The organism is Elusimicrobiota bacterium, from assembly GCA_016218575.1.
Taxonomy (GTDB): Bacteria; Elusimicrobiota; Elusimicrobia; order UBA1565; family UBA9628; genus JACRDN01.
In genome coordinates this window covers 1-25,915 of record JACRDN010000017.1, presented here as the reverse complement: position 1 = coordinate 25,915, position 25,915 = coordinate 1, and the positions used below count along the sequence as shown (strand labels likewise).

17 protein-coding genes and 1 pseudogene are annotated in these 25,915 nt (G+C 61.4%); 4 read left to right on the top strand and 14 right to left on the bottom strand.

Annotation, left to right across the window (positions count from 1 at the left end):
- Positions 1-7: 7 nt before the first annotated feature.
- Positions 8-7,333, bottom strand: a complete 7,326-nt coding sequence (locus HY921_06635) for an AAA family ATPase (protein ID MBI5630542.1) — start codon at positions 7,331-7,333, stop codon at positions 8-10.
- Positions 7,334-7,496: 163 nt separating this feature from the next.
- On the opposite strand from HY921_06635, the gene HY921_06630 reads away from it, so the two are divergent.
- Positions 7,497-9,470, top strand: a complete 1,974-nt coding sequence (locus HY921_06630; GenBank protein MBI5630541.1) for a hypothetical protein — start codon at positions 7,497-7,499, stop codon at positions 9,468-9,470.
- A gap of 47 nt (positions 9,471-9,517) precedes the next feature.
- Here HY921_06630 and HY921_06625 read toward each other — a convergent pair whose 3' ends face one another.
- Genes HY921_06625 through HY921_06610 form a run of 4 tightly spaced genes read right to left on the bottom strand, consistent with a single transcriptional unit; the run spans position 9,518 to position 11,608 of the window.
- Positions 9,518-10,051: a GNAT family N-acetyltransferase gene (locus tag HY921_06625; protein MBI5630540.1), complete on the bottom strand. Its 534-nt coding sequence runs from the start codon at positions 10,049-10,051 to the stop codon at positions 9,518-9,520.
- The gene (locus HY921_06620; protein MBI5630539.1) at positions 10,048-10,467 is read right to left on the bottom strand and encodes a DUF420 domain-containing protein; all 420 of its coding nucleotides are present in this window, start codon (positions 10,465-10,467) and stop codon (positions 10,048-10,050) included. Before HY921_06620 ends, HY921_06625 begins: the two co-directional genes overlap by 4 nt.
- Positions 10,464-10,871 (bottom strand): hypothetical protein, encoded by a 408-nt coding sequence (locus tag HY921_06615; GenBank protein ID MBI5630538.1) that lies wholly within the window; start codon positions 10,869-10,871, stop codon positions 10,464-10,466. Before HY921_06615 ends, HY921_06620 begins: the two co-directional genes overlap by 4 nt.
- Complete coding sequence (locus HY921_06610; protein MBI5630537.1) at positions 10,868-11,608, bottom strand: chlorite dismutase family protein; 741 nt, start codon at positions 11,606-11,608, stop codon at positions 10,868-10,870. Before HY921_06610 ends, HY921_06615 begins: the two co-directional genes overlap by 4 nt.
- 40 nt (positions 11,609-11,648) lie before the next feature.
- Between HY921_06610 and HY921_06605 the strand changes: the two genes are divergently transcribed.
- On the top strand, positions 11,649-12,980 hold the full coding sequence (locus tag HY921_06605) for an excinuclease ABC subunit UvrC (GenBank protein ID MBI5630536.1): 1,332 nt from the start codon (positions 11,649-11,651) through the stop codon (positions 12,978-12,980).
- 200 nt (positions 12,981-13,180) lie between these two features.
- On the opposite strand, the gene HY921_06600 is transcribed toward HY921_06605, so the two are convergent.
- From HY921_06600 to HY921_06580, 5 genes are all read right to left on the bottom strand, one after another.
- Positions 13,181-14,431 carry a type II secretion system F family protein gene (locus HY921_06600; GenBank protein MBI5630535.1) on the bottom strand — a complete coding sequence of 417 codons (1,251 nt, stop codon included), beginning with the start codon at positions 14,429-14,431 and terminating at the stop codon, positions 13,181-13,183.
- A gap of 6 nt (positions 14,432-14,437) precedes the next feature.
- Positions 14,438-15,517, bottom strand: coding sequence for a type IV pilus twitching motility protein PilT (locus tag HY921_06595; protein ID MBI5630534.1), 1,080 nt, complete (start codon positions 15,515-15,517; stop codon positions 14,438-14,440).
- Positions 15,518-15,558: 41 nt separating this feature from the next.
- Complete coding sequence (gene tadA, locus HY921_06590) at positions 15,559-17,298, bottom strand: Flp pilus assembly complex ATPase component TadA (GenBank protein MBI5630533.1); 1,740 nt, start codon at positions 17,296-17,298, stop codon at positions 15,559-15,561.
- 334 nt (positions 17,299-17,632) lie between these two features.
- Positions 17,633-17,941, bottom strand: coding sequence for a hypothetical protein (locus HY921_06585; GenBank protein MBI5630532.1), 309 nt, complete (start codon positions 17,939-17,941; stop codon positions 17,633-17,635).
- Complete coding sequence (locus HY921_06580; protein ID MBI5630531.1) at positions 17,934-18,248, bottom strand: type II toxin-antitoxin system RelE/ParE family toxin; 315 nt, start codon at positions 18,246-18,248, stop codon at positions 17,934-17,936. Before HY921_06580 ends, HY921_06585 begins: the two co-directional genes overlap by 8 nt.
- A 327-nt stretch (positions 18,249-18,575) precedes the next feature.
- Between HY921_06580 and HY921_06575 the strand changes: the two genes are divergently transcribed.
- Both HY921_06575 and HY921_06570 read left to right on the top strand, forming a co-directional pair.
- Positions 18,576-19,619 carry an alpha/beta hydrolase gene (locus tag HY921_06575; GenBank protein MBI5630530.1) on the top strand — a complete coding sequence of 348 codons (1,044 nt, stop codon included), beginning with the start codon at positions 18,576-18,578 and terminating at the stop codon, positions 19,617-19,619.
- Between the two features lie 169 nt (positions 19,620-19,788).
- Positions 19,789-20,397, top strand: coding sequence for a hypothetical protein (locus tag HY921_06570; protein ID MBI5630529.1), 609 nt, complete (start codon positions 19,789-19,791; stop codon positions 20,395-20,397).
- On the opposite strand, the gene HY921_06565 is transcribed toward HY921_06570, so the two are convergent.
- The 4 genes and pseudogenes from HY921_06565 to recN all read right to left on the bottom strand — a co-directional run bounded on the left by HY921_06565 (position 20,394) and on the right by recN (position 25,775).
- The gene (locus HY921_06565; GenBank protein ID MBI5630528.1) at positions 20,394-22,151 is read right to left on the bottom strand and encodes a hypothetical protein; all 1,758 of its coding nucleotides are present in this window, start codon (positions 22,149-22,151) and stop codon (positions 20,394-20,396) included. The two genes, HY921_06570 and HY921_06565, sit on opposite strands and share 4 nt — an antisense overlap.
- A gap of 47 nt (positions 22,152-22,198) precedes the next feature.
- A complete protein-coding gene (locus tag HY921_06560) occupies positions 22,199-22,645 on the bottom strand; it encodes a TraR/DksA family transcriptional regulator (protein MBI5630527.1) in 447 nt (148 codons plus the stop codon).
- Complete coding sequence (locus HY921_06555) at positions 22,642-24,102, bottom strand: glutamate--tRNA ligase (protein MBI5630526.1); 1,461 nt, start codon at positions 24,100-24,102, stop codon at positions 22,642-22,644. Before HY921_06555 ends, HY921_06560 begins: the two co-directional genes overlap by 4 nt.
- A pseudogene (gene recN, locus HY921_06550) lies at positions 24,099-25,775 on the bottom strand (DNA repair protein RecN). Before recN ends, HY921_06555 begins: the two are co-directional and overlap by 4 nt.
- Positions 25,776-25,915: the final 140 nt, after the last annotated feature.

The following is a 25,915-nucleotide window of genomic DNA, read 5'->3' as shown; positions in this document are numbered from 1 at the left end:
CGCGGCGCTAACGCACCGGCACCCCAACCTCGAAGCTCCTCTCGAGTTCCCGCTCGAAGGCCCCCGAAACCGCGTCGGTCATGTGTTCCATATCCGGCTCCAAAACATGCGCGCCCGGGTAGCGCTCCTTGACGTAAGACATGCCCTCACCGATCCCGATCCCGATGACGCTGACCCGCTTCTCAGCGGCCTGAGCCAAGGCCGCGCCCATTTGGTCGGAATTCTTGCCGTTGCCCTCGCCATCGGTCACGACGACCAAGGACCGGAACTCCACGTCCTGGTCCTCGAGGCTCGAGAAACCCTTCTCCTCGTCGCCCTGGAGGGCCGCCAGCACCCCCCCCACATCGTTGGTGCCGCCTTTGCCGGCGGCGCGGACCTTGGCGAAGATACTCTCTTTTTCATCGGAGCTAAGAGGCTGAACCTGCTCTGGGCTTCCGGCGAAGTCCTTGAAGAGGTAGACGTCGTCCGCGAAACCCATGATGCTGTAATCAATCCCGAGCCTTTCGTAGGACTCCATCATCCAGGCCACGAGGTCGAGGGTGCGCTCGAGCTTGGAGCCGCCCATGGAGCCGGAGAGGTCGATCAGTATCCGGGCTTTGTAGTCGCGCTTCGTCGGAAGCCTCCGGCGCTCCCAGAACTTGAAATCGCCCTTATTGCGCCAACCCCTCGCCCTGCCCGCCATGAAGCGCCTGATATTGACCCGGCCCGGCGATTTTGAGAAAAAACCCTCCCACCCGGGCTTGCTGTTCTTGGCGAAGAGGTTGTCGATGCGGCCCACGAAGCCGTCGATGAGGTGGAATATCCTGGACAAGGACTGCTCGTAGAAATTGCCCGGCCGAACGAGCGCCATGACATCCTCGTGGCGATTGATTATATCTCGCACGGCCCTTTTTCCTATGGGCCTTGCGCCGGCCGGGCGTCCCGACCGGCGCGAAGACTCGGGTTTTCCCAAAGGCGCGGAACGCTGTCCCCGAGGCTTGGCGGCGGCCCCTTCCCGGGGCCCGTGCCCTTCGTGGCCATGGCTGGGCGCGAGCTTCTCCGCGATCCTTTCGGCGCGCTGACCAATGATTTGATCGGGATTTCCCAAGCTTTCCTCCTCGAGTCGCCGGCGGCTGAGCTCGATGAGCTCCAAATACCGCGGCGCGATCTTTTCCCTAATGAGGTCAAAGCGCCTGCGCGACAACTCCAAGAGCTCGGCCTCGCTCGGCGTCGGCGCTTCGGGAAGCAGGTCCAGGATGGACTCAACGGAACCGGCCGTGGCTTGCACCGCCCGCGCGACCTCGGGGTTGACATACTGCGCGGGGAATTGCCGCGTCATCCAGAAAGAGCGCAGAGCGTCCAGATATTCCTCGTGCGGGAAGAGAGCCTTGACCTGGTCCTCTTGGCTATTTCCCATGGGCTTGCCCTTAAGCTCCTTGGCAAGCCCCAGATCCCCGCGGAACAAATCCGGACGATAAGCCGCGTGCAGGGACTCCAAATACTCGGGGGCCCCGGGCAGACGTTGGGACTCGGCGTGCTCCAAGTACATGTCATCCAAGACGTTGAAAAGGGTGTGCACGGCCTCCGGCGCTCCGGTCGCTTGCAAAAAAGGCATGTACTCGGCCAGCTTGTGCAGGCGCGTGTAGAAAACATGACCGGCCTCGTGCAGGATGGCGCCGATCAGGACCTTGAGATTATCGAGATGCTTGAGAATCTCCTTTAAGGGAATAAAAATGATTCCCTCGTCCAGATTGGTTTCCCACCACTGCCCGATCCGGAATTGAAGCGCGCGCTGCCCGCCGAAGGCCACGCCCAAGGCGGACAAGATATCCCAAACTTCGGCGAGCTTGCGCTTGACCTCGGCCCATTTCCCGCGCGGCACCCGGCTCTCCCTGAGAAGGTCCTCCACGGTTGCGCCGGACACCGCGGAGCTCGCGCTCTCGGCCATGCCGATGGTGATGCGCCATAAGCCGCCAACGGCAGCGCTCCAGGCGCTTGCGAACACGTCCCGGGCCGTGCCTAGACCCCCTCCCGAAACAGTCCTCTCGGCCCCATGGATCAACTCCCCCTCCACCATGGCGGCCCGGTCCGCTTCGTTCTGCATCCGCCAAATCGTGAGCTCCCCACCCGCCTTAATAGCCAGCCTCCTTCCATCGCCGCTGAAAGCGGCAGCACTAGGGCCGTTTTGTACGGGCAGCTTTTCTTCGACCTGCCAGGTTCCAACCCGAAATATCAGCGGGCCTGCGTCTTTCGAGGGGACCGCGACCAAGAGACGCCCGTCGGGATGCCAGGCCAGGGAATCGAAAGATCTCCTGAAGGGAGGCAGAAAGCTTTTCCGCTTCCGCCCGGTCTGGGCATCGCCCACCAGAAGCCAGTTTCCGTATAGGATAGCCGCCGCCGTCCTTCCATCGGGAGAATACTGGAAGCCCGAGAGATTTTGCTGCCGGAACAAATTCTCCTTGCCCGGCGGCGCCGGCGACGCGATCCATCGGCCCGTGGCCGAATCCAGGAGATGAATCACCTCGTCTTTAAGCTTCAAGGCGATACGCTTCCCGTCCGGACTAAAGGCGGGTCGGCGCCTGTCGGCCCACTCGAAGGTGCTGGCCCGAGCCCGCCCGGACCATATGGTTCTCCAAGACCCGCTCTCGACCAAGCGCATTTGCTTATTCCCAACAAGAAAAAGCGCCTTGGAATCGGGGCTGAAGGCAAACGCCCGGATGCCAATGAACCGGCGCAAGGGCTTCCAAGTCCGGGTATTCCAAAGCCTGACGATCCATCGCCATCCGCTGCGGACGGCCACGGCTAGAATGCCGCCGTCCGGGCTAAAACCGAGGGAATGGATATCATTGATGGACTTCTTTTCCGCGATGTCCAGCGTCTTAATTCTGGCGCCCGTCCGGCTGTCCCATAGGGAAACATGGTTGTCCCTGCTGGACGAATCGTCGGGCACTTCCCCAACGGTAGCCGCGAGGTCTCGGCTCGGGTGCAGAGCCAGCAGGGATCCCTCGTCGCCGACCTGGATCGTCAAAGGATCGGACAACTCTAGGCTATGAAACACTCTCCGATCAACGCCTGTCCTGAGTCCAAGCCCGGCCATGAAACCCCATGCGTTGCCGAACGCCTCGCGGGCCGTGCCGGACGATTGAGGATCGGGCATTGCCCCTCGATTCTCCAATTCCTTGGAAACGACCACGGACCTTTCCCCGGCCATCATGGCGGAGACCCGGTTGTAAACGGCCTGATGGACCTCGATTCTTTCAATGAAGTCCCTCCCGGCCAATTTCAGGACTCCCGCGGCCAGAGCCTCGGCCGATCCCGAGCCCTTGGCGACGCAGTGGCCACACTCTCTGCGCTCGGGAACTTCGAGCTCCAGTCCCAGCGAAGCGCAGGCCTTGACCAGCCGGCCAACGTCAGCCCAGTCGACATAAATATCGATGATGTTGGCGTCTCGCGGCCCCAAAAACCTTGCCCGGAGCCGGCTATGAACGCCAATGCGGCTCCAGAAGTCTTTTCTCCAATTTAAAACGGCCGCCAAGGCCAGGGAAGCCGCGATCCCGAAAACCGGCGCCGTCCCTTGCGCTACGGCTGCGACTGGAGTCGAGGCCAAAGCCCCGGTGGGGCCGAGCAGGAGAGCGCCTCCCACAAACAACGCGGCGACGCCCAGGATTTTCATGAACTTCCGGAGAACGTAGCCGGCCCGCAAGGTGGCCTCTTTCTGATCCGGCTCCTCTATCCATATCTCCCAAAAGCGGCCGCGCAGGGCCGGGCTCAGCATACTGCGCCCCTGGGAGCTAGGGGGGTTCATGAGCGCGTCAATAGAGGTCTGAGGCCCGAGCTTCACCTTCCCGACGGGGGTAACGATATAGCCGTCGTCCATGGCCGTGTTGAAGTATTCGACCAAGGCGTTGAAGTTGAACTCGTCTATGGCCAAGGTGGATCCCTCGCCGCCGTATTCCTCCCCCGCGCGCTTGAGAAGCCCATGGGCGAAGCGAAACTCGCCGGGACTCCCGGGGTCTGGCTCATAGCCGCCCCCGATATCGGAGTCCGCGCTGTCCGAAGACAGGTTGGTGTAGAAGAGGGCGGCGTGCCGGATGCGGTGGATATATTGGACCATGGTGGTCTTTCCGGCCGAGGTCTCGCCCACCGAGAGCCTGTTCTGGCCGCGGAGCATCCGGCGCGCGTACCAATAGATGTGGTTAAGGGTCTGCTGGGTAGGCGGCAAGTCGAAGTCCTCAGGAGGCACGAAGGCCCCTCCCGGCCGCAGGGGCAGGCGCAAGGGCAGAAGGGCGTCGTCGAAGACGATCTCGCGCCTCTTTCGATCGAGCCGTATAGCCCGTACCCGAGGCAGAACCTCCTCTTGCGTGATGCCATACTTCTTCTTGAGCCCCAAAGCCACATTGAAAAGCGTCCACAGCACCTTGCGGTCCACGTCCCCGCGCATCGTCACTCCAATACCTTCCCACAGGGCCCGGGCCATAAGCAGGCGCTCCGTGCGCTCGTCCATGGGTTTCTCGGGGTGCGCCTGCGCGTAAAGCTCCAGATTTTCCTTATACAAGCCGGTCACCCTCAGCAAGGTCCTGAGGTTGAATTCATACCTGTCCTTCCAGCCCTTGCCCAGCCTGCCGCTCCGGACCATATTCTTAAGCGGCTCATAGATCGACTCGACCAACGTCAGGGCCAGCCCGGGTTCGATGCCGAAGCGGGCCTCCAGCATATACCGGATTTCCACGGGCGAATAATCCGGCACCCACAGCTGGACGGAGCGATTGGTCAAGGTCTGGGCCAGCTTGTTGCGCGCCGCGTAGGAGGCCGGGTTCATGGTCATAAACAGCCTGAACCGGGGATGCGGCTTGAGGATGAATCCGTTTTCTTTCAACGATTCATAAAGCTCGCGAGGCAGGACATGCTCCAGAGTCTCGGGGTCGAGGTATTGGGTCAGGCGCACGAAGCCGGAGTTCAAGAACTCGTTGAGAAACTCAAGAACCTCGGTAGGAGCGAGATTGACCTCCTCCAAGGTGACCCAGTCCCCGTTGGCGATGGCCTTGACGAGGTAGCCCCACTGCCAGGCCAGGCCCTTGGGGGTGATGTTGATCGAGCCCATAAGCTCGTCCTTGCCGCTCGAGGGTTTCATGGCTACGGCCAAATGAGGCACGCCCATGACCGCGGCCAGCCATTTGATCGCGGCGCTTTTTCCGGTTCCGGTAGGCCCCACCGCAAGCGCGGGCAGGTTGAGCCTCACGGCCGTCGTAATATGGCGTAAAACACTCCAAGCGCTCTCGATTCGGACTCTCTGCCCGCCGCGATCCACTTCAGTCACGAATTGCGCCTTCATATCCTCGAAGCTCCGGAGCGCGGCCCCGCTCGGCTCCAAGAGGGGAGGGGCCTGGCCCGGCATGAGCGTCTCCGGCAGAGGGACCTTGTCGGCCCTTTCCGACAGCACCTGAAGAGAAAGCCGCGCATCCTGGGCTTGAATAACGCCGTCTATGAACGACTCGAGGCCCGGGGCCGGCCGGCCTTTCGCCGCAGCGGGAACTTTCAGTTTGAGGCCCCGGGCCAGCGCGCGGAGAACCCCGTTTTTGGGATCGGCTAAAACCTTCTCGAAGGCCTTGCGGTCCCCGTTGTTCGGGTCATTATCGGCGGGATCGTATTCCAAGCCCGCCCCGTAGGCGAATTCCAAGGCCCGGTAAAACGCCGCGAAAGCGGCCAAGCGGCGGTTCGGCGCCACGACCCGGAGCTGGCGGTACTGCAGGGCGAAGGCCGCAGCCCAAGCCCTGGAAATATCCCTCTGGTTGAACGCCTCCTTGCGGCCGTCCTTGCCGCGGGGCTTGTTCTCGTCCTTGCGGATCTCGGCGTAGAATGCCCCGATGGCCTTGGCCACTTCGGGCAAGGCCCCATCCTCGAAGCCGAGCTGCTCTAAGTCCTCCAAAACCTCGATTGTATCGTCCTGACGAGCGTCCCAAAACAGCTTTCGGCCAAGGGGCGGCGGGATCATGGCCGCGCCCAGGACCAGGCCGCTTCCGGGCGCGAAGAAATGCTCCAAGAGGCCCATAAGACCCAAGCCGAAAAGCCACAGAAACGGCGCAGCCCGGCTCAAAAGCCCCCACATGGACCCGAAATGCGCCCACGCTCCGCCTTCCCTCCCCGGCTCGAGCCTCTGCGCGGGAGCGGAAAGTTCTTCGGAGACCGCCGCCTCAAGAGCATTTTTAGCGGCTGGACCGATCACAGCCGGCCGCGGGCCGCGCAGAACAAGCTCGGGGCTCGCCAAGAGCCCGGCGGTATAGGCCTTGAAACGGCCGTCCGGACTCTCGGTTTGAAGCTTGTCCCCATTAACTGAAATATCATTCCCTCCCCAATTGACGACCAAGGCCGTGGGAATGCGGTTTCCCTTACGAAAATAGTAACCCCAAGGCCTGATCGTGATGGTCTGTCCATCCAGGAAAAATTGGCGCGGCGTTTCGTGCGCAAGTTGATTGCCGGGGGATGGGATGTACTCGAGAGAGCGGATGCTCTTTAGAAGGCGCCCGGTTCCGGTGTCCCATATGTGAACAGTACCCCACTCGTTGACCGTGATCAAGCGGAGGCTATCCGGACTGAATTTCATCATCTTGAACTGCTGGCCGCGGGGCTCGGCAAGGACGGTATCGACCGTTTCCTCGGACTGGTTCCAAGCAGATGGAAGGATCGCGCCCCGGCTCGAGGAATTATTGGCGTCGGCTTTCCACAGCGAAGCGCCCGGCACGGCTCCAAGAGCCGTGATACCCAAATAACGGAAAGAAGCCCCCCAACTCCGTCCGAAAACCTCTCTCGCGGCGGCGCTCTCTTTCTCGGCGCTGGAATTCGTCCCGGTCGTTTCCCCCATGAGCGCCCGCTCCACCGAGGAATGGATGCGCCGGTACACCTGAGGGTGGACTTCCAATTCGTGGACGAAGGGCTGCCTCGCCATCTCCAGAACCGCGCGCGCCACGGCCGGGACGACGTTCTTGCGCAGAACTCGCCCCCCCTCCGATACCCCGATCAAGGCCCATCCCTCGCCGCCGGCAACCTCGTAAAGGTTTCGTTCCGCGAGCCAGACCTCCCATTCCCGGCCGCTGAGGCGGTCGGCCGCATCGACGTCCGGACGGAACCGTATCGAGAACACGTCTTTTGAGCCCCGCCGGCCCAGCAATTTGTCCCGGACTATGCGCGCGCCCGCACTAATCGGCATAATCCTCCGGCCGGGGGCTTGAGCCATGCCGAATATCGGCGCCGGAAGCGGCGAGGGGACCGCCTTGACCCCGCCTTCGGCCAAAGCCGTCCACGGAAAGCCGGCGGTGATGAGGGCGACTGAAATGAGGCAGGAGATGAGCTTCTTCACCGGGGCGCCGGTTATGTTAACAATAAGCCCTGAGGGGCCTTATAGGTCCTTGGGACTCCCTTAAAATCGATAAAAGACCTATTCCCCAGGCCCTAAAGACCCACCCCTTCTTTGCCCCGTAAGACCCTCGCGCAGAGGCCTCGCACTGGGCATACTATTCATTATGAGAAATCTGGTGCTCGCCGCCGTTTTATGCGCCCTGGCCGGCCAGGGCGCCGTCGTGGCCGCGGGCGCAGCACCTCGCTTGACGTTATCCCGGGTAAACCAGGCAGTCATGTTCTCCCTTCCGACGGCCCGGCCGCGCTTCATGGCCGAGCGACTGGCCGAGCGCTTGCGCCTGCCGTATAACAGCTGGTTCCTGGCGGAATTTCCCGATCTGGGGTTCCTGGCCCGAATTAATACCGAGGATCTCGAGACCTCCAAGGCCCTGGCCCCCTTCCTGAGGCACCTGGAGCTGGACAAGACCCGGTTGGACGTCCTGGCCGACCCCGAGGCTCCTCTGGCCGACAAGCGCGCGATTCTCAAGGACGCGAGAAAGGCTCTTCTGAAGGGCCGGGATGACGTGGAGGCGCGATTTCGCGAGGCGGTCGAGCAGACCCTCGGGGCCGTGCCAAGCGCCGACGCGGCGGAACTGGATATAATGCGGTTTCAACTGAAGGCAATCCGGGCGCGCGCCGAAGTTCTTGCCGAAATCTACGGTCCCGGACTTTGGAGCGCCTACTCCAGCCTCCTAGAGGGGCTCTCCGCCTCGCGCCGAGCCGGCCTGCGAGAATTGATTGACAGGCACTTGAAGGAGGAGTTCGCCCATTACAGCCTTATCTACAGCGCCGAGGACGGGATCAACGTAAACGCCCACTCCGGAGAGGGGCTCGTCACGGTCGAGCCCAACGGAACGATCCAGGTCGCCGATACCCAACTTTCGGTCCCAGGCCGCCTGGAACGCGTCTCCTTGAGCCCGGACGGGAAATACCTGCTCGCCCGCGGCGACCAGGGCGCGGTTCGCCACTGGGATATCCGCGAGAGCAACCCCAACCCCCTGCAGCCTCCCTGGAGTTCGGCCCAACTTCAGCCCGTTTTGCCTCGGTTGACGCCTCGAGATCAAAATATTCTGGACGTTCTATTGGCGGACACTGCACCCAGCTCGGATTGGCTGAGCCTCAACAGGGCCGCCGCCGCCGAAGCGGCCAATAAGAGGGCCGAGCAGATATTGGCGTATCACAGTCTTTATGACCGCCTCGAGCTCGACGACCCCGCCGCCCTCGCAAGAAACGCCCGGGACCTGGATTTCCTCCTGTCTCGGGTAGAAAGTCTTTTGGAGGACAGCATCCGCGAGAGAATCAAGAAGCAATACGCTCTCATTCAAAAACAGGAGAAAATCGCGCAGAGACCTCATGTTCCCGGCGCCAAAGACCCATTTTCTTTACCAGAACCAGAGGAGCCGGAGCCCGAACCGATCCTGACCATGGAAGAAATCGAACTGGCGCGGGCCCGGCCGGGAACTCTCTCCCAGGTCCGCGCGCATTTCTCGACGGTCAAGCGCCTGAGCCTGTCCTGGCTGAATTCAGCGCCGGAGACGGAGAGAGATTCCCTGACACGCAGGCTCGATGAGCTGGAATGGTTCCTGGAGGAGACGCGCAACGACCCCGCTAAATTCCTCGCCAGGAACAAAGCCGTGGAATCTCTGGAGGATATGGACCGATACCTCCTGGACAATCAGGCCCTGCCCCTCCTTTTGGCTCTTCGGGTGGAGCGGGAGCGTTTTTCCCGGGAACCGGCCGACGTCCGGATGTTCGAGCATCAGACCAACAGCCTCATCGAAGCCATCTTGCCCCTATTTACTAAGGGCCGCCTCATACAGCTTCTAAGCGCGGATATGCATATCCTCGACTCCTCGATATTTGAGCAGGGCGTTAGGGACCCCCAGCCCGGCTGGAACCTTGTTTTCAGCCATTTTCAATATCTGCTCTACGGCCCCAACGCCACCTTGGCCGGCGAGGCCGCCGAGGAAATGGCGAAACTTTTGCCGGGGTTTTTCCACGCCTTGGAGAGACAGCTCAAGGACAAGCCCGCCGAAAAGCAAAAGGCCAAGCTCTCGGCCACGACAGTTTTTCTGATCCTAAAAGCCCTCTCTCGTTAAGATCGGACTTGTTCACAGAACTTCGCGGCGAAGTTTTGTGAATAACTTTAGCCGCTGGCCCGGATCGCCCATTCCTCCTTGAGGATTGCCATATCCATTAAATTCCAAAATTCTTCTCCGGCCCTTCGCTGCTTTCGCCGAAGCCCTTCCCGGACAAACCCTGCCTTCTCATAGCACCGAATCGCGCCGGCATTGAAATCGTAAACCCCTAATTCAATACGGCGCAAGCCATATTCCTTGAACCCGAGCGACAATAGAGTCGCCAGCATTTTTGATCCATACCCTTGGCCTCTATACGGCTTGCCGATGAGAACCCTGCCGATTCTGGCTGTCCCCTGCTCGCGGTCAATCCGCCCCAACTCGACATGCCCAACCGCGTCATTGGACTCCCTGACGACAGCCTTGAAGACCTGGGCGGGTGAATTCCGCTCATTAACTCGGCATAAATATCTTTCGAGCTGCGATTCGGTCAGAGGATACTCGAATCCTCCTCCGCTCCATTGGATCAATTCACGGTATGAGTCGATCCAGCCGATCAATCTGCTGAAATCAGCCGGGCCAAACGCTTGTAATTCAATCATGCCTGCAATCGGTACAACATCAGGTAGATCACGACCCCGGTCACCGAGACGTAGAGCCAAAGGGGCAGGACTCTCTTGGCCCACCGGGAATGCTCGACGAATCGCCCCTTGAGGGCGAGGTAAAGGGCGCGCAGGATCATGGGGACGATGACGGCGGCGAGTATCGTGTGGCTGACGAGGATCGTGAAATAAAGCTTTCGGAGCATGCCTTGACCATGAAAGGGAACCGATCCGACATGGGCGTGGTAGTAGAGATAGCTCGACAAGAAGAAAGTAGAGCAGGCCAAAGCCGCCAGCATGCAGAGGCGATGGGCCTCGACTTTGCGGGCTCGGATGAAATACCAGCCGAGCAACAGGAGAACGGCCGAGCCCGCGTTCAAGCAGGCGTTGAGCCCGGGAAGTGCGGAGAGCCTCACTCGACTTCTTCGATCTCGACGGCGGCGTAGCGCCCCGTCCCGGGCAGGGGCTGGGGGTTGAAGCGCGGGCGGTGCTTGGCCGAGAGGACCGCGGCGATGTCCTTTAAATCCTCGAGGGACTCGATATCGGCCTCGGCCACGTAGTCGAAATATATGTCCTTGGCGACGGCGAAGAGCTCGGCCGCCGCCGGGGCGGCCTGGCCCATCATGTGCTCGCCCAAGGCCTGGGAAACGCCTTTGTCCAGCGCCAGGCCGACATACAGGACGACGGCGCTGCCGTTCTCGAAGGTCACGAACTCGTAGACCCCCGGCCGGGGCGGGGCGTGGGAGCCCAAGGCGTCGGGCTTGAAGCGAAAGCAGCGCTCGGACATGCGGACTTTGAAGACCTTCTTCGGCTCGGTCACGGCCGGGCCTCCTTGTGCTCGGGCTTGAGCTCAGACTGCCAAACGGCCCGCCCCACGAAGAAGGGGCCCATGGCCTGGATGTAGGTCGAGGTCTGGACCGTGGCGCGCATGGCCTGGACCAAGGCCGAGAGAGGGAAGAGCTCCCGGCCGACCAGGCCGATCGTGAAATCGTTGTCGTTCTTGTCCAAGCCCATGGAGGCCAGGCGGATGTCCCGGCCGAAGCCCGCGTCGCCGAAGGAGCGCCCGATGATCCCGTGCTCCCTTAAGATCTGCCCCTGCTCCTGATGGGACAGGCGCGAGAAAGCCCCGGTCCTCCTCAAGGGATACCACAAGGCCCACGGCCAGTCCGGATCCAGAACCGTGCGCCGCGGCTTGCCGATGAGCCAATTCTCCAGGTTGGGCTCGTAGCCCAAAGAATAGGTGCGGCCGAGCATGGCGAGCTCCGGCTTGTGGGAGAGGCCCGAGAACGGCTCGCGGTTGAGAAGCTGTCTCCAGGTCGTGAGAAAGAGCTCCGGCTCTTCGCTCATGGCCAGCACGCCCACCCCGCTCGGATCATTGACGTCCTCGTAGCATACCGCCTCCAGACCGGACTCGGAAACGGCGCGGACCAGCGGCCTTGAATCCCGGCAGCCGGTAAACGCCTGGAGCTGCATGAAAAGCCGCCGGTCCAGGAATTGAGGCTGGCCGTTCTTGGCCCCGCCCCGCTCGCGCAGGTCGGGAAGGTCCTGGGTGGTCATAAGATTTATTTTATAAAATATATCAACGGCAAACACTTCCATGAGAAGCCCTGCTCCCATTCAACGCGGCCATCTGCCTCACGCCTGCGGGGTCTATCTCATGCGCGACGCGGCCGGGGAGATCCTCTACATCGGCAAGGCCAACGATCTGGCCAAGCGGGTCGCGCATTACTTCAATCCCCGCAAGGCGGACCTGAAAAACTCGACCCTCACCCCCCTCATCCGGAAAATCGACTACATCCCCTGCGCCTCGGAGCGCGAGGCCCTGATCCTGGAACGACGCCTCATACGGGGACGCATGCCCTTCTTCAACTCCATGTGGAAGGACGACAAGTCCTATCCCTACGTCAAGGTCTCCCTCGGAGAGGACTTCCCGAGGCTCACTTTTACCCGCAAGAAGGCCAAGGACGGCGGGCTCTACTTCGGCCCCTACCCCAAGGCCTCACCGGTCAAAAGCCTCTTGCGCTATCTCTGGAAGCACAAGTTTTTTCCGCTGCGCCCCTGCCGCTGGGAGTTCAGTCTCAAAAAGACCCTGGAGCCGAGGAAGATCAACTCCTGCCTCTACTACCATACAGGCGAGTGCCCGGCCCCCTGCGCTGGAAAGATCTCCCAGGAAAATTACAAGGCCATCGCCGAAAGGGCGGCCCTCTTCTTCAAAGGAGAATACGCCGAGCTCAAAGAACAGTTTGAAAGAGAGATGCAGGCCGCCTCCCGCGGCCTGCATTACGAGCAGGCCGCGCAACTGCGCGACAACATCGCGGCCCTTTCCCAGATGGGCGAGCGAGTGCGCGTCCAGGCCATCAAGGAGGAGGACCTGGACACGAGCCTGGTATTCTCCCAGGCCGTGACCGACCTCCAGCAGGCCTTGGGGCTCGACCGCCCCCCCTTCCACGTCGAATGCTTCGACGTCTCCCATTTCCAGGGGCGGCAGACCGTGGCCTCCATGGTTTGCTTTAAGGGCGGCCAGCCCAACCGCGCGCATTACCGCAAGTTCAAGATCAGGGAAACGGAAGGGATAGACGACTTCAAGTCCCTGCGGGAAGCCGTCAGGCGGCGCTATGGGGGCCTGCAGAAGGCCGGAGAGCTCTACCCGGACCTCGTGCTGATTGACGGCGGCAAGGGCCAGTTGGGGGCGGCGGAGCAGGCGTTAAAGGAGCTTGGCGCGAAAATTCCCCTGGCTTCGCTCGCCAAGCGGCTGGAAGAAGTCTTTCTTCCGGAGAGAAGGGACCCTCTCCACCTCAAGGCGGACCGACTCGCCTTAAGGTTGCTGCAAAGACTGCGCGACGAGGCGCACCGGTTCGGGATAACCTACCATCGCCTGCTGCGCGGCAAGAAGCTGTTCGAAGAGTACCCTATAAACGAAACCGGCTGATCGCTTCCCGGAGGTCGTCGCGGGAACGCCCATAGAGCACGACGACGCGGGTGCCGTCGGCTAGCGTTCGTTCAAGCCGGGTGCTTCGCAGTTCAGCCGACAGTCTCTTGGACTTATTCACAGAAACTCCCCGCGAGGTTTTGTGGATAACTTCTTCTTCGAAAATCATTTGGCCGCCAACGGCCAAATGATTTTCTCGGCTAATGCCCGGAGCCGCCGGAGCCCCCCTCCATGTTGCCGGCCAGCTCCCCCAGGCCGAACATGGGCATGAACATGGCGATGACGATGGCGCCGATGATGATGCCCATGATGACGATGACGATGGGCTCGATCATGGAGGTAAGGCCCTTCACCGCGGCGTCCACCTCCATGTCGTAGAAGTCGGCGATCTTGCTCAGCATGATGTCGAGCGATCCCGTCTCCTCGCCCACCGCGATCATGGAGGTCACCATGTTCGGAAACAGCCCGCACTTCTTCAAGGGGTCGGCCAGGTGCCCCCCCTCGCGGATGGACTCGCGCGCCGACATGACGGCCTCGGCCACGACCACGTTCCCGGCGGTTCCCGCCACGGTCTCCAAGGCCTGCATGATGGGAACGCCCGATTTGATCAGAGTCCCCAAGGTGCGCGTGAACTTGGCCACGGCCACCTTCTTTAGAATGATCCCGAAGATAGGGGCCTTGAGCACATGACCGTCCACCCATTTTTGCCCGATGGGCGAGGCGTAAAAGCGCAGGAAGCCCTTGTAGCCCGCGACCGGGGCCAGCAGGATCACGATGAAATAGCTGCGCATGAAGTCCGAGATGTCTATGAGGACCTGGGTCGGGAGAGGCAGCTGGGCGCCGAAGCTCGAGAAAATGGTCTTGAAAGTTGGGATGACGAAGGTCATGAGGAACACCGTCACCGCGGCGCAGATGCTGAGGACTATCGCGGGGTACATCATCGCGGATTTGACCTTGGCCTTCAAAGCCTCGGAATTCTCGAGGTAGGCGGTCAGGCGCTCGAGAATCGTATCGAGGATTCCCCCGAGCTCCCCGGCCTTGACCATGGAGGTGTAGAGCTCGGGAAACGCGGCCGGATGCTTTTTCAAGGCGTCGGAGATGGACAGCCCGCTTTCAATGTCGGAACGCACCACGGAGAGGGCTTCCTTGAAGGCGGGATTCTCGGCCTGGGACTCGAGAATGGCCAAGCCCTGGACGATGGGGACGCCCGCTCCGACCAAGGTGGAAAGCTGGCGAGAGAACAGGACCAGATCCTTCGAGGTGACCTTGCCCTTGCCCTTGAGCAGTTCCTTGACGAAGCCCAGGGGGCCTCCCCCTTTTTGGCTGATCTCGAGCACGACCAGCTTCTGAGAGCGCAAGCGCTCGGTCGCGGTTTTCTGCTCCTCGGCCTCGAGCACCCCCTCTAGGACGTTCCCGTCCGCGCTTTTGGCCTTATAGGCGAATGTGGGCATGTTGAATTACGATTGGGCAGGCGCCATGGTCCTCTGGAGCAGGCGCTTCAAATCCTCGGGATCGAGAGAGCGCTGCATCACCTCTTGGAAGGTGGCGCGCTGGGCGCGGTACAGCTCGGCCAAACTTTGGTTCATGGTCTGCATGCCGAATTTGCCCCCGGTCTGGATGGAGAGCTGTATCTGCTCGATCTTCTGTTCCCGCACGAGGTTCCTGATGGCGGGGGTGACCATCAGCACCTCGCAGGCCAGCACCCGTCCCGTGCCCGAGGCGTGGGGCAGGAGCTGCTGGCTCAAGACCGACTGGAGCACGAAGGAAAGCTGGACCCGAACCTGCTCGATCTGGTGCTGGGGAAACACGTCTATGATGCGGTTGATGGTCTGGGAGCAGTCCGTGGTATGCAAGGTGGCGAATACCAGGTGCCCGGTCTCAGCGATCATGAGGGCCGAGCTGATGGTGTCAAGGTCCCTCAGCTCTCCGATGAGGATCACGTCTGGGTCCTGGCGCAGGACGTACTTAAGCGCGGTGGTGAAGGTCTCTGTGTCCTGGCCGACCTCGCGCTGGTTCACGATGGACTTCTTGTGGGTATGCACGTACTCGATCGGGTCCTCGACCGTGACGATATGGCCGCCGCGGTGCTCGTTGATGTAGTCGATCATGCTGGCCAAGGTGGTGGACTTGCCGGAACCCGTCGGGCCCGTGACCAGGACCAGACCCTTCGGAATTTTCATGATGTCGTAGACCACGTTGGGCAGAGCCAGCTCCTCGAAGGTTTTAAACTTGGCGGGGATCGCCCTCACGGCCGCGCCCACCACGCCGCGCTGGCGGTAGAGGTTCATGCGCAGGCGCCCGATCCCTTTCAGGCCGAAGGCCAGGTCGAGCTCGTTGGTGGCCTCGAACCTCTGCCTCTGGGCCTCGGTCAGAAGCGAGAAAATCATGGTCTGGGCCGACTCCCCGGTCAGCTTCTCGAAGGGGGTGGGCAGAAGCTCCCCGTCTATGCGCAAGGTGGGGGGCGCTCCCACGGTCAAATGCAGGTCCGAGGCGCCGCGCTCATGCATCAGCATAAACAGCTCGCTCATCGATATCATAAGGTCATAGGTTAGCCCACCTTCCCCCCCTTGTCAACGGCTTAATGAGAACCCGTGACGCGCAGGACTTCCTCGGCCGTGGTCATGCCCGCCAGGAGCTTGCGCACCGCGGACTCCGACAGAGTGATCATCCCGTTGGCGACGGCGGCTTCCTTGATGCGCATGGCCGTGGCCCTCTGGCTGATGAGATCGCGAATGTTATCCGTGATTTCAAGGACCTCGTGAATTCCCATCCGGCCGCGGTAGCCCGTCCCGGCGCAATTCTCGCAGCCCTTGCCCCGGTAGAGGGTAAGTTTGGGGCTGTCTGGAAATTTCTTGAGCTGAACCCCCATGGTGGCCAGCCACGGGGTGTCCACCTGATAGGACTCCTTGCAGCCCGGGCAAATCATGCGCACCAGGCGCTGGGCCACCACCATGGTGAGCGCCGAGGAGATGAGGACGGGATCCACCCCCATCATGAGGATGCGGGTCACAGCCCCGGGCGCGTCGTTGGTGTGCAAGGTGGAGAACACCAGGTGCCCGGTCAAGGCCGCGTTGATGGCGATATTGATCGTCTCCTGGTCTCGTATCTCGCCCACCATGATGATGTCCGGGTCCTGACGCAGGAAGGAGCGCAGGGCCGCCGCGAAGTTGAGCCCGATCTCGGCGTGGCAGTGCACCTGGTTGATCCCCTGCAGGACGAACTCCACCGGGTCCTCGGCGGTCATGATGTTGACGTCCGGAGTGTTCAAGGTGTGCAAGGTGGAATAAAGGGTGGTGGATTTGCCGGAGCCAGTCGGGCCCGTCACCAAGATAATCCCGTAGGGGTCCTCGATGTGCTTGGTGTAGATGGCGTGGTTCTCGGGGTCGAGGCCGAGCTTGCTGATGTCGAGCATCATGGCCGAGGAATCCATGATGCGCATGACCACCTTCTCGCCCGTGGCGCAAGGGCAGATCGAAAGCCGGATGTCCACGTTCTTATCGTCCACCCTGACCTTGATGCGCCCGTCCTGGGGGCGGCGCCTCTCGGCGATGTCGAGGTCGGCCATGATCTTGATGCGGGAGACGATCGCGTTCAAGAATTTCTTCGGCGGCGAGGGCTGCTCGTGCAGCACCCCGTCCATCCGGTAGCGCACCCGAAGGATCTTGGCGTAGGGCTCGATGTGGATGTCGGAGGCTTTGGCCTTTACCGCGCGGGCCAGAAGAAGGTTCACGATCTGTATGACCGGAACCTCGTCCTCCTTGCTCATGGAGGTGATGGAGTCCCCTCCGTCGTCGTCCTCGGCGGGCGCCTCCTCCTTGGCCTTCTCGACGACCGACTCTCCGGTCTCGCCCGTCTTCTGCTTGATCTCCTCCAAGGCCTTCTTGGCCGAATCCCCCCCGAAAGCCTTCTCTATGGCCTCCCGCAGATCCGACTCCGGGGTGATGACGACGTTCACCTTGTACCCGGTCATGATCTTGATCTCGTCCACCGCCATGACGTTCAAGGGGTCGCACATGGCCACCGTCACCTCTTCCTCGGCCGCGGCGATGGGCAGGACCAGCTTCTGGCGTATCATCTTCTCGGGGACGATCTTGAGGATCTCTTTCTTGATGGCCCCCCTATCGGTCAGGCGGGTAAACTTGAAACCGCACTTTTGGCTCACGAACTCCACGAGCTTCTCCGGGGTCAAATACCCCTTCTTGGCCACCACCGCGCTCAAGGGCTCCCCGCTCTTCTTCTGCTCCTCCTGGCACTCGTTGAGCTGCTCGTAAGTCAGAAGCCCATCGGACACCATGAGCTCCCCCAGCCGGTTGGAAATAGCTATTGGGTTCGTTGACTCTTTTATGGCCATTTTTGCGCCGCTTCCCTAACGATAACGGCCAAATCTCGTCCTGTCAAGGCCGGGAGGCCAGCAGGTCTCCCATACGCTGTGTACCGAAAGGTTAGTGTTCGAATCCAAGTCGATAGGCGGCGGGATGAAAGAAAAAAGCCCTTCCGGTTGGAGGGCTTTTTCTACGACAAGATTGGCTGCCCGTCGTCGGCAATATCAGAACTTGGGTTACGGCGAGAACCAGGTTCGTTCCAAGTTCAATCGCGACTCCGCACGATGTGGCCGAATCCGAATAGGACGCTATTCGAACCGCCGCTCCAATCTACTTGCGAGCGGCTTCCCGCTTGATCGCCAGGCACGCCTTGGCAACAAGCTCCAGGCTGGGCATGCACTTCTTGTCCAGGAGGTTGTAGGTCGTGCGGCGGGGGATGTGATAGCGCCTCTCAAGCTCGCTCTTGTTCAAATGGCGCAGGCTCGCCGCGAGGACCTCGCAGGCGGAGTCGACGTCCCCCTCGGTCAAGCAGTCCATGAAGGTCTTGAACACCATGTCAACCTTGCCCAGCGAGACCGAAGTGTCATGCTTCAAGAGTTTGATCTTTCGGCCGGTCGGTTTCGTCGCGGTTTTAGTCATAATCTGCCTCTATCTGCTCTTTCAGTCTTCGAGCCTTCGGTATGTCCTGCTTCTGAGAAGCCTTGTCGCCGCCCAAGAGCGCGATGACGTCGACGTCGCCCACCTTGGTACGCGAATAATAGACCCTGGTCCCGTCTTTCCATTTAAACTCGAAAAGACCATCCCCGAGCGGCTTCGAATGCAAGAAAGTTCCGGAAGCGGCCAAATCGAGCCGGGCATCGATCTTGAGACGCATCTTTTCATCCAGATCCCGGTGCCATTCATCGAACTCTTCCGTCTTAAGAAGCTCGAATCGCGCCTCATTCATGGCGCTTTACAGTGTGCCATGGATGGCACATTTTGTCAAGGGCCTCTGGATGCATTCCGAACGCCGGGGTAAAAAGTTCCCGGGGGAGTCGTCCTGACTCCCCCGGGAACCTGATTCGGGAACTAGATTGGCTGCCCTCTACCTGCGCTGGGCAAACACAAGCGAGAACTGAAAAGGGCCTTTATTCTTTGGCACAATGCCGAATTCAAGATAGTTCTCGCAGCCCACGGTCGGTCGGCAAGAAATTCTGGCTTTAGACGCTTCGGGCGACATCGCCAGTTCTCGCAAGACCGGCCAGCCGGCTATTTTCTATAATCGCTTTTAGTCATGTCGAATCTCGTTCCCATCGAAATGATCGAGCGTCGGATATTCTTGATCCTCACGCTTGCAGGGCTTACTCTCTGCTTATCTTCCTGTAAGACAGTCGTACCGCAGCGGGCACAGGCCAGATGCGGTGCTCCGGGTGGGAAATCCGTTGCTGGCGGCGACTATTTTATTGCCGAAGACGGGACCGCCCTTTGGTACAAGGCTTCCGGCAGTCCGAATGGTCCAGCGACGATCTATCTGCACGGCGGTCCTGGGTATAATTCGTATGCATTCGAGAGGGCCGTCGGCGCGTTGCTTGAACCACGATTGCGCATGGTGTATTTGGATCAGCGCGGTTGCGGACGATCCTGGTTCGAGGGGCCTCGGGAGAAATTGGGGGTTGGTCCCACCATCGATGATATTGAGGGGCTGCGAAAACATTTAGGAATCACGCAGCTCAACCTTATCGGACATTCTTTCGGCGCGCTCCTGGCATTGGAATACATTCAGAGGTATCCCGATCACATCAGCTCGGTGATACTCGTTGATGGGCTGGCCGACATTGCCTCCGCTTTGAACCACCAGATTGCTACTTTGGCAAAAATTGGCCCAACGGAATTCCCTGAAAGTGCCGACAAGCTGACGGCGCTGGAGAAGAGCACTTCTCCCCCCTTCCAGAAGATCAAAACCGCGTACTCTATACTTCAGCGCCCCCGTCTACAGAGGCAGCTTCATTACGCGACGGCAGCCGGTCAGGAGCGCAATGAACGATGGGATGATGAATCCGGCCTAAGAGCCTGTGATTCAAGTTCCGTGGTGGAAAAGTACGTTCACGACCATTATGTTGATTCTCCTCATTCAGAGCTCATGCGGCCTTTGACCATCCCTGGAATGATCTTTGCCGGCCGACGAAGCAACATTATCGGAGCGGCCAACATTGAAGCGACAAGTAAGGCGCTAAAAATTCCCGTGCGCTGGTTCGAGAATAGCGGCCATTTCATTTATGTGGAGGAGCCGAGAGAATTTGCCGACGGCGTAAGCAAATTCATCTTACGCGGCTCTTAAAATGATAAGCAGGACCGCGGTAACCGCGGTCCTGCTTATCGATAGTCAGCTCAACTGGCCGATTGACCAGTTCTCGCCAGGTTTGCCCATCGACACGGGGACCTCTAATGAGTGACACGGGCCGGCGCAGGTTGTACTACCTTTAAGGGAAGCAGTAGAATACAGTGGCATGACCCTCAACGGCTTAATCATCGAGGGCGTCGCCGGCGCCGGAAAAAGCAACATCCTGGAGGCTCTACTAAAGAGGCCGGGCTTCGTCCGGTGGCTGGGTGGCGGCCTGGTCCTAAGGGAGGAGCAAACATTCCCGGACAACCTCATGGCCCAGCTCAGGGAGCCGGTGTTGACGGACATACAGCACTGCGCCCCTTTGCGCCGGGCGACGCAAAAACTGGCCAGGTCATGGCGGGACGACCAGAAGCTCAAGTATGTTCTCGAGAGATTCCACCCCAGCTACTACGCCTTGATGCCCGACTGGAGGCTCTACCGCAACGTGGATTCGGCGCTGGCGGCGATGAATTGCCTTCTTGTTCTCCTCCATTTTCCTGATAAGGAAATCGAGAAACGGACCTTGGATCGGCCCGAGCGCGCCCATTCAGATTGGAAGGAGGAGATGCTCTCTTATTTCGGCTCTCGGGAGAAAGCCCTCCAAGCCCTGGTTGAATCGCAAGCCCGGCGTTTCGAATGCTTGTCTTTGAGCCGGATCCCCCGCCTATGCATCGACACCTCGGACATGAACTGGGACGCGGCCGCCGAGAAAATCGAAGAAGCCCTCGCCTAAAGCGCGGGCTCGACGTCCTTGTCGGCTGGCACCCCATCCTCGGAAGCCGGGGGCAGGAGCTCCATGTCGGAGGGAAGGGGAAGCTGGGGCGCTCCCTGCCTGCGCTTGGCCTGGGGTCGGCGCGCCTGGCGGCGGGGCTTGGCGCGGGCGCGCGGGGCGGGCTTGGGCGCCACAACCGGCGCCGGCGCGGGCATTCCGGCCATAAGCTCCCGGGCCGCGGGGTTGCTGGCCTTGACCGTCTTGCGGGAGAGATCGGCCTCGAAGAGATAAGTGATCGGCTCCTTGAGCTTGCCCTGGGCTCCGGGAAGAACACGGTACTGGACCAGGTAGACCGAGGACTCCACGGCCCCCGCGGTCCACTCCTCCTTGTTGGCCTCGCCTGGATTTGCGGTAAAGGAATACTGCAGCCACTGCCCCACGCTGCCGCGGTCCCCATCCAGGGGATAGTCCTTGACCAGCTTCAAAGCCTCCGCGCCCAAGTCCCGCGGCGCGGGACCGGCCACGGCCGCCTCCAGCGACTTGTCCGGGGGCCGTTGCGGCAAAGGAGCCTGCGTCTCGAGGGGCTGCTCCCCCAGGGGCTTCTGATCGGCGCCCATGTTGGCCAGGAGCTTCAAGTCCCGAGAGTTGCGAAGGAACATCCAGAGCAGGAATCCCGCCAAGAGGCTCAGGCCCGCCATCAAAAACAGGAAAAAGCGGCGCTTCGGCGCCCGAACCGGTGCCGTCGAGGGCGCCGGGACGGGCTTGGCCAGGCGAGCCAGGACCTCCTGAGGCTCTGGAAGGGGAGGCGGCGCCATGCCCGGAACCGGGGGCGGAGCGGCGGGAGGGGAAACCGTGAGCGGCCGGTCGAATCCCATGGCTGGGCCGGCCCCCGACACCGAAATCGTGAGCGGAGGAGCGGTGGAAGGGAAAGGCTCGCGAGTCTCCTCTGGAGCGAACATGGAAGTCACAGGCGCAGGCGCCTGGAGGGACGGCTCCTGCAGTGACTCGGCCTCGGGCGCCAGCTCCGCAGGAGGCTGCGCTGCGGCGTTGGGCCCCATGGGCTGCGCGACGCTCAAAGTAATTGGCGGGGGCTCGCTCTCGGGCGCTTTCGACTCGATGGAAAGAGGCTGAGTCTCGGCCTCCGGCGCTTTATTGACAACCCGAAGAGTTTTAGGAGCCTTGAGCTTGATCTCCTTCTTTGGCTTGGCCTCGGCCGGGGCGGGGGTCTCGGCAAGAGGCTTCTCCGAAGGAAGCCCTTTATTGACGACGCGGAAAGTCTTGGGAGCCTCGAGCTTGATCTCTTTTTTGAGCTTGGCCTCGGCCGAGGGAGGAACCAAGGGCGCCGAAGAGGCCTGGAAGCTCGCGCGCTCCGCCTGGAGCTTGGCCAAGCGGCCCTCCAGGGCCTTGATCTGCGCGGTCAGCTCGCGAACCTGGCCCTGGGCCTGGGATAGCTCCTGGATGTTTCCGTCTTGGAACAGCTCGGACACGACGCGCTCGGGAGCCTTCCCCGGCAGAGGCTCGCTGAAGGTCTCAAGCTCGAGCCTTTCCATGAGGCCGGGCTCCTCCCCTTCCTTGGGCGTCAAATCCACGAGTCGGGCGAATTTGAGATCCGAGAGCTCAGAGATTTCCTCGATGGATTTCCAGTCCGACTCCATCCGTCCTGAAACGGTCTCGGCGCAGACCAAGGTTTCAGAGCGCAGGTCCTCGGCTTGCTCCATTTCCTGTGGGGAAAAGGGGCCCAGAATCTGCTCATTCTTGTAGATGAAATACCGCATCTAATAAGTAGTTTAGAGAGGAAGTGTTACAATTTCAAGAACGGCGATTAGCCCTCTCGGCCGCCGGGTTCATCCGCCAGGTTTCGGAAATCAGGGGCGGACTCGGCCGTCTCCGGGGCGCTTTCCATGCTGCTCTGGCAGGAAATGCAGTAGCGCGCGAAGGGCAGCGCGTCCAGGCGCGGCTTGGCAATGGGGTTGCGGCAGGCCTCGCAAAGCCCATAATTGCCCTTGTCGAGCTTCCTCAGGGCTGCCTCCACCTGGTCCAAGGTCACCCGCTCGTTGTCGGAAAGTTCGAAGAGGAGCTCTTTCTCTATGGATTGGCTGGCCTGGTCCACGGAATCGCCGCTATCCTGCAGGGCGATCTCCGGAACCTTCTGCTTGCGCACGGTTTTGACCAGATCATCTCGCATGGCCAGGAGCTTCTTGCGGACCGAGGACAGCCGCAGTTTGCCCGCGGCGGGCTTGGCCGACTTTTTCATGGTTTTTGTTTTCATAGTGGCATAGTATAGAGCATGGCGGCGGCTGATTTCAAGCGCGAAACCACCGTCTCCCGGCCCATGACCTCCAGCATCAAGAATAAAGTCGGCCCCTCGGTGCGGCCCGTGCAAGCCGCGCGCAGGGGATGGAAGACCTGGCCCGTCTTGAGCCCCTTCTCCGCGCAGAACCGCCGGATCCTTTCCTCCAAGGCCCTCTCGGTGAACTCGGGCGCGTGCTCCAACTCCTCGGCCATGGCCAAGAGGATGCCCCGAACCCCCTCCGCGCGCAGCACTTTATCCAAAGCCCTGGGAGCGAACTCCACCGGCTTGTAGAAAAAGTCCACGAGCCCGGGAATCTCCGAGAGAAGCTTGTACTTTTCGTGCTCGAGGGCGGCGGCCTTCTCGAGACTCGGGCCGCCCGCGGCCGGCAGGCCCGCGGCCTTGAGAAAAGGCTCCGCCTCCTTCAACAGCTCGGAAACGGGCATCCCCCTCATGTATTCCCCGTTCATCCAGGTCAGCTTCACGGGGTCGAAGGTGGCTGGGTTTTTCTGGCAGCCGGCCAGGTCGAATTTAGCCACCAACTCCTCGGGCGTAAAGAGCTGCTGGGAGTCCGTGGTGGACCAGCCCAGGAGGGCCAGGTAATTGCGCATGGCGGCCGGCAAATAGCCCTGCTGCTTGTACTCCAAGACCGAGGTCGCCCCATGGCGTTTGGAGAGCTTGGCCCCGTCCGGGCCCAGGATCATGGAAAGATGGGCAAACTGCGGAGGCGCCCACCCCAAAGCCCGGTAGAGCTGGAGCTGGGAGGGGGTGTTGGAGAGATGCTCGTCTCCGCGTATCACGTGGCTGATCTCCATCAAATGATCGTCGATCACGCAGGCGAAGTTGTAGGTCGGGCCCCCGGTGGTCTTTTGGATCACGAAGTCCTGCAGGAGCTTGTTCTCGAAACTCACTTGGCCGCGGATGAGGTCGTCCACCACGGTCGCCCCCTCGTCGGGCATGCGAAAGCGCACGGAGGGCTTGCGCCCGGCGGCTTCGTGCTCCCTCTTCTGCTTCTCGGCAAGCCCCCGGCAGCGCCCGTCGTAGCGGGGCGGGCGCTTCTCGAGGGCGGCCAGGCGCCGCATGGCCTCAAGGTCCTCCTTGCTGCAGTAGCAGAGGTAGGCAGCGCCCGAATCCAGGAGCTGCTTTAAGTATTTTTGGTAGGTTTCCAGGCGCCGCATCTGGTAGTAGGGGCCGCAGGAGCCTTTCTCCCCCTCGAGACCGGCGGGCCCTTCATCCCAATCGAGGCCGAGCCACTTTATGGAATCCAAAATCGCTGTAACGGAATCACTCGTGGAGCGCACTTCGTCGGTGTCCTCGATGCGCAGGATGAAGACGCCTTTATGGCGGCGCGCGAAAAGCCAGTTGAACAAGGTGGTCCTGGCTCCTCCAATATGGAGAAAGCCCGTTGGAGAGGGAGCGAAGCGAGTTCTGATCATACGCCGGTTGTTTCCTCCAGTCGGCTCGAGTCTAAAAGCTCCTGGGCGTGGCGGCGGCTGGCGGCCGTAGCCTGCCGTCCCCCCAACATGGTGGCGACGGCCTCAAGCCGGGCCGAGCCCTCCAGAGGGCGGACTTGGACGCAGGTGCGCCCCTCGGCCGAACCCTTGGAGACCCCAAAGTGCCGGGCCGCAAAGCAAGCCACCTGGGGCAGGTGCGTCACGCATAATATCTGGCGGCCGCGGCCGAGCCCCGCCAGCTTCTGGCCCACGGCCCGAGCCACGGTCCCCCCGATGCCGGCGTCCACCTCGTCGAAAACGAGGATGGGCACCCGGTCGGCTTGGGCGAGCGCGGTTTTGACGGCGAGCATGACCCGCGAGAGCTCCCCGCCCGAGGCGCTGGAGCGCAGGGGCTTGGAGGCCTCCCCGGGGTTGGGAGCGAGCATAAACTCCACGGAGTCGGAACCATGGCTGGAAAACCGCCCCTCCTCCATCACCACGCCCACGCAAAATCGGGCCTGGGGCATGCCCAAGGCCTGAAGTTCCTCGGCCAGGGCCTTCTCGAGCTTCTTGGCCGCCTTGAGCCGGGCCTTGTGCAGGCGTTCACAAATCTGGGAGAGCTCCGCCTCGGCCTTGCCCAGCTCGGCCGCAAGCTCCTCCTGGCGGGCCTCGCCCCCCTCCAGGCGCGCGGCCTCCGCCGCCAAACGCTCCTGGGTGGACAGGATCTCGGCCACGCTGGCGCCGTATTTCTTCTTGAGCCTAGAAATCAGGTCCTGACGGCTCAGCACCTCGTCCAAGCGCCCGGGGCTCACGTCCGCCTTTTCGCGGTAGTCGCCCAAGGCATGGGCCGCCTCCTCTATCTGGACTCGGGAGCCTTCCAAGAGGTCCTGGAGGCGCTTCATGGCGGGATCTATCTTGGCAAGCTCGGCCAAAGATCGCTCGGCCTTGAGCAGCTGGCCCAGGACCGCTCCTTCCTGCTCGTAAAGGACCTCGTAAGCCGCCCCCGCGAAAGTCTTGAGCCTTTCCCCGTTCTTGAGAAGAGGAAGCGCCTTCTCCAACTCCTCCTCCTCCCCGGGAGAAAGGCGAGCCTCCTGTATCTCCTGGAGCTGGAAGCGGGCGAACTCCAGGCGCCGCCTTCTCTCCTCGTCCGACATCTGGGATTGCTCGGCCTCGCGCTTAAGGCCCGCCCAGCGCCCGTGAATCTCCGCCGCCTCGCGGCGGAAATCCTCGAGGCCGCCGTAGCCGTCCAGGAGATCGAGCTGGAGCGCGGTCTTGAGCAAGGTTTGGTGCTCATGCTGGCCGTGGAAATCCACGAGCCTCTCCCCGAGCTCGGAGAGAAGAGAAAGCGGGATGGACTGGGCGTTGAGAAGCGCCCGGGTCTTGCCCTCGGAGTCGAGCTCGCGGGATACCTTGACCCGGGCTTCGCCCAGCTTGAACCGGGCGCGGATCTCCCGGGGGAAATCCTCCCGATCGAAGACGCCGGAAACCTCGAGCTTGGAGGCGCCGGAGCGCAGCCAGGAGGCGCTGCCCCGGCCGCCCAGGAGAAATCCCAGGGCCTCGATCAAGATCGACTTGCCGGCCCCGGTCTCGCCGGCGAGGACATTGAAGCCTGGCCCGAGCTCGAGCGCGGCCTCCTCGATAATCGCGAAATTCTTGACGTGGAGGGACCTCAGCATTAGGCCCTGTCAAGTAATAATATGATCAATTTGGAGGCCCGAGCTTGAGGCGAGTTCGAGGCGCGACGAGGGAGCATAGCGGTAGCTATGTGACCGAGGAGCAACGAAGAAATCGGCCAAGCTCGGGCTTCCCCGAAGGG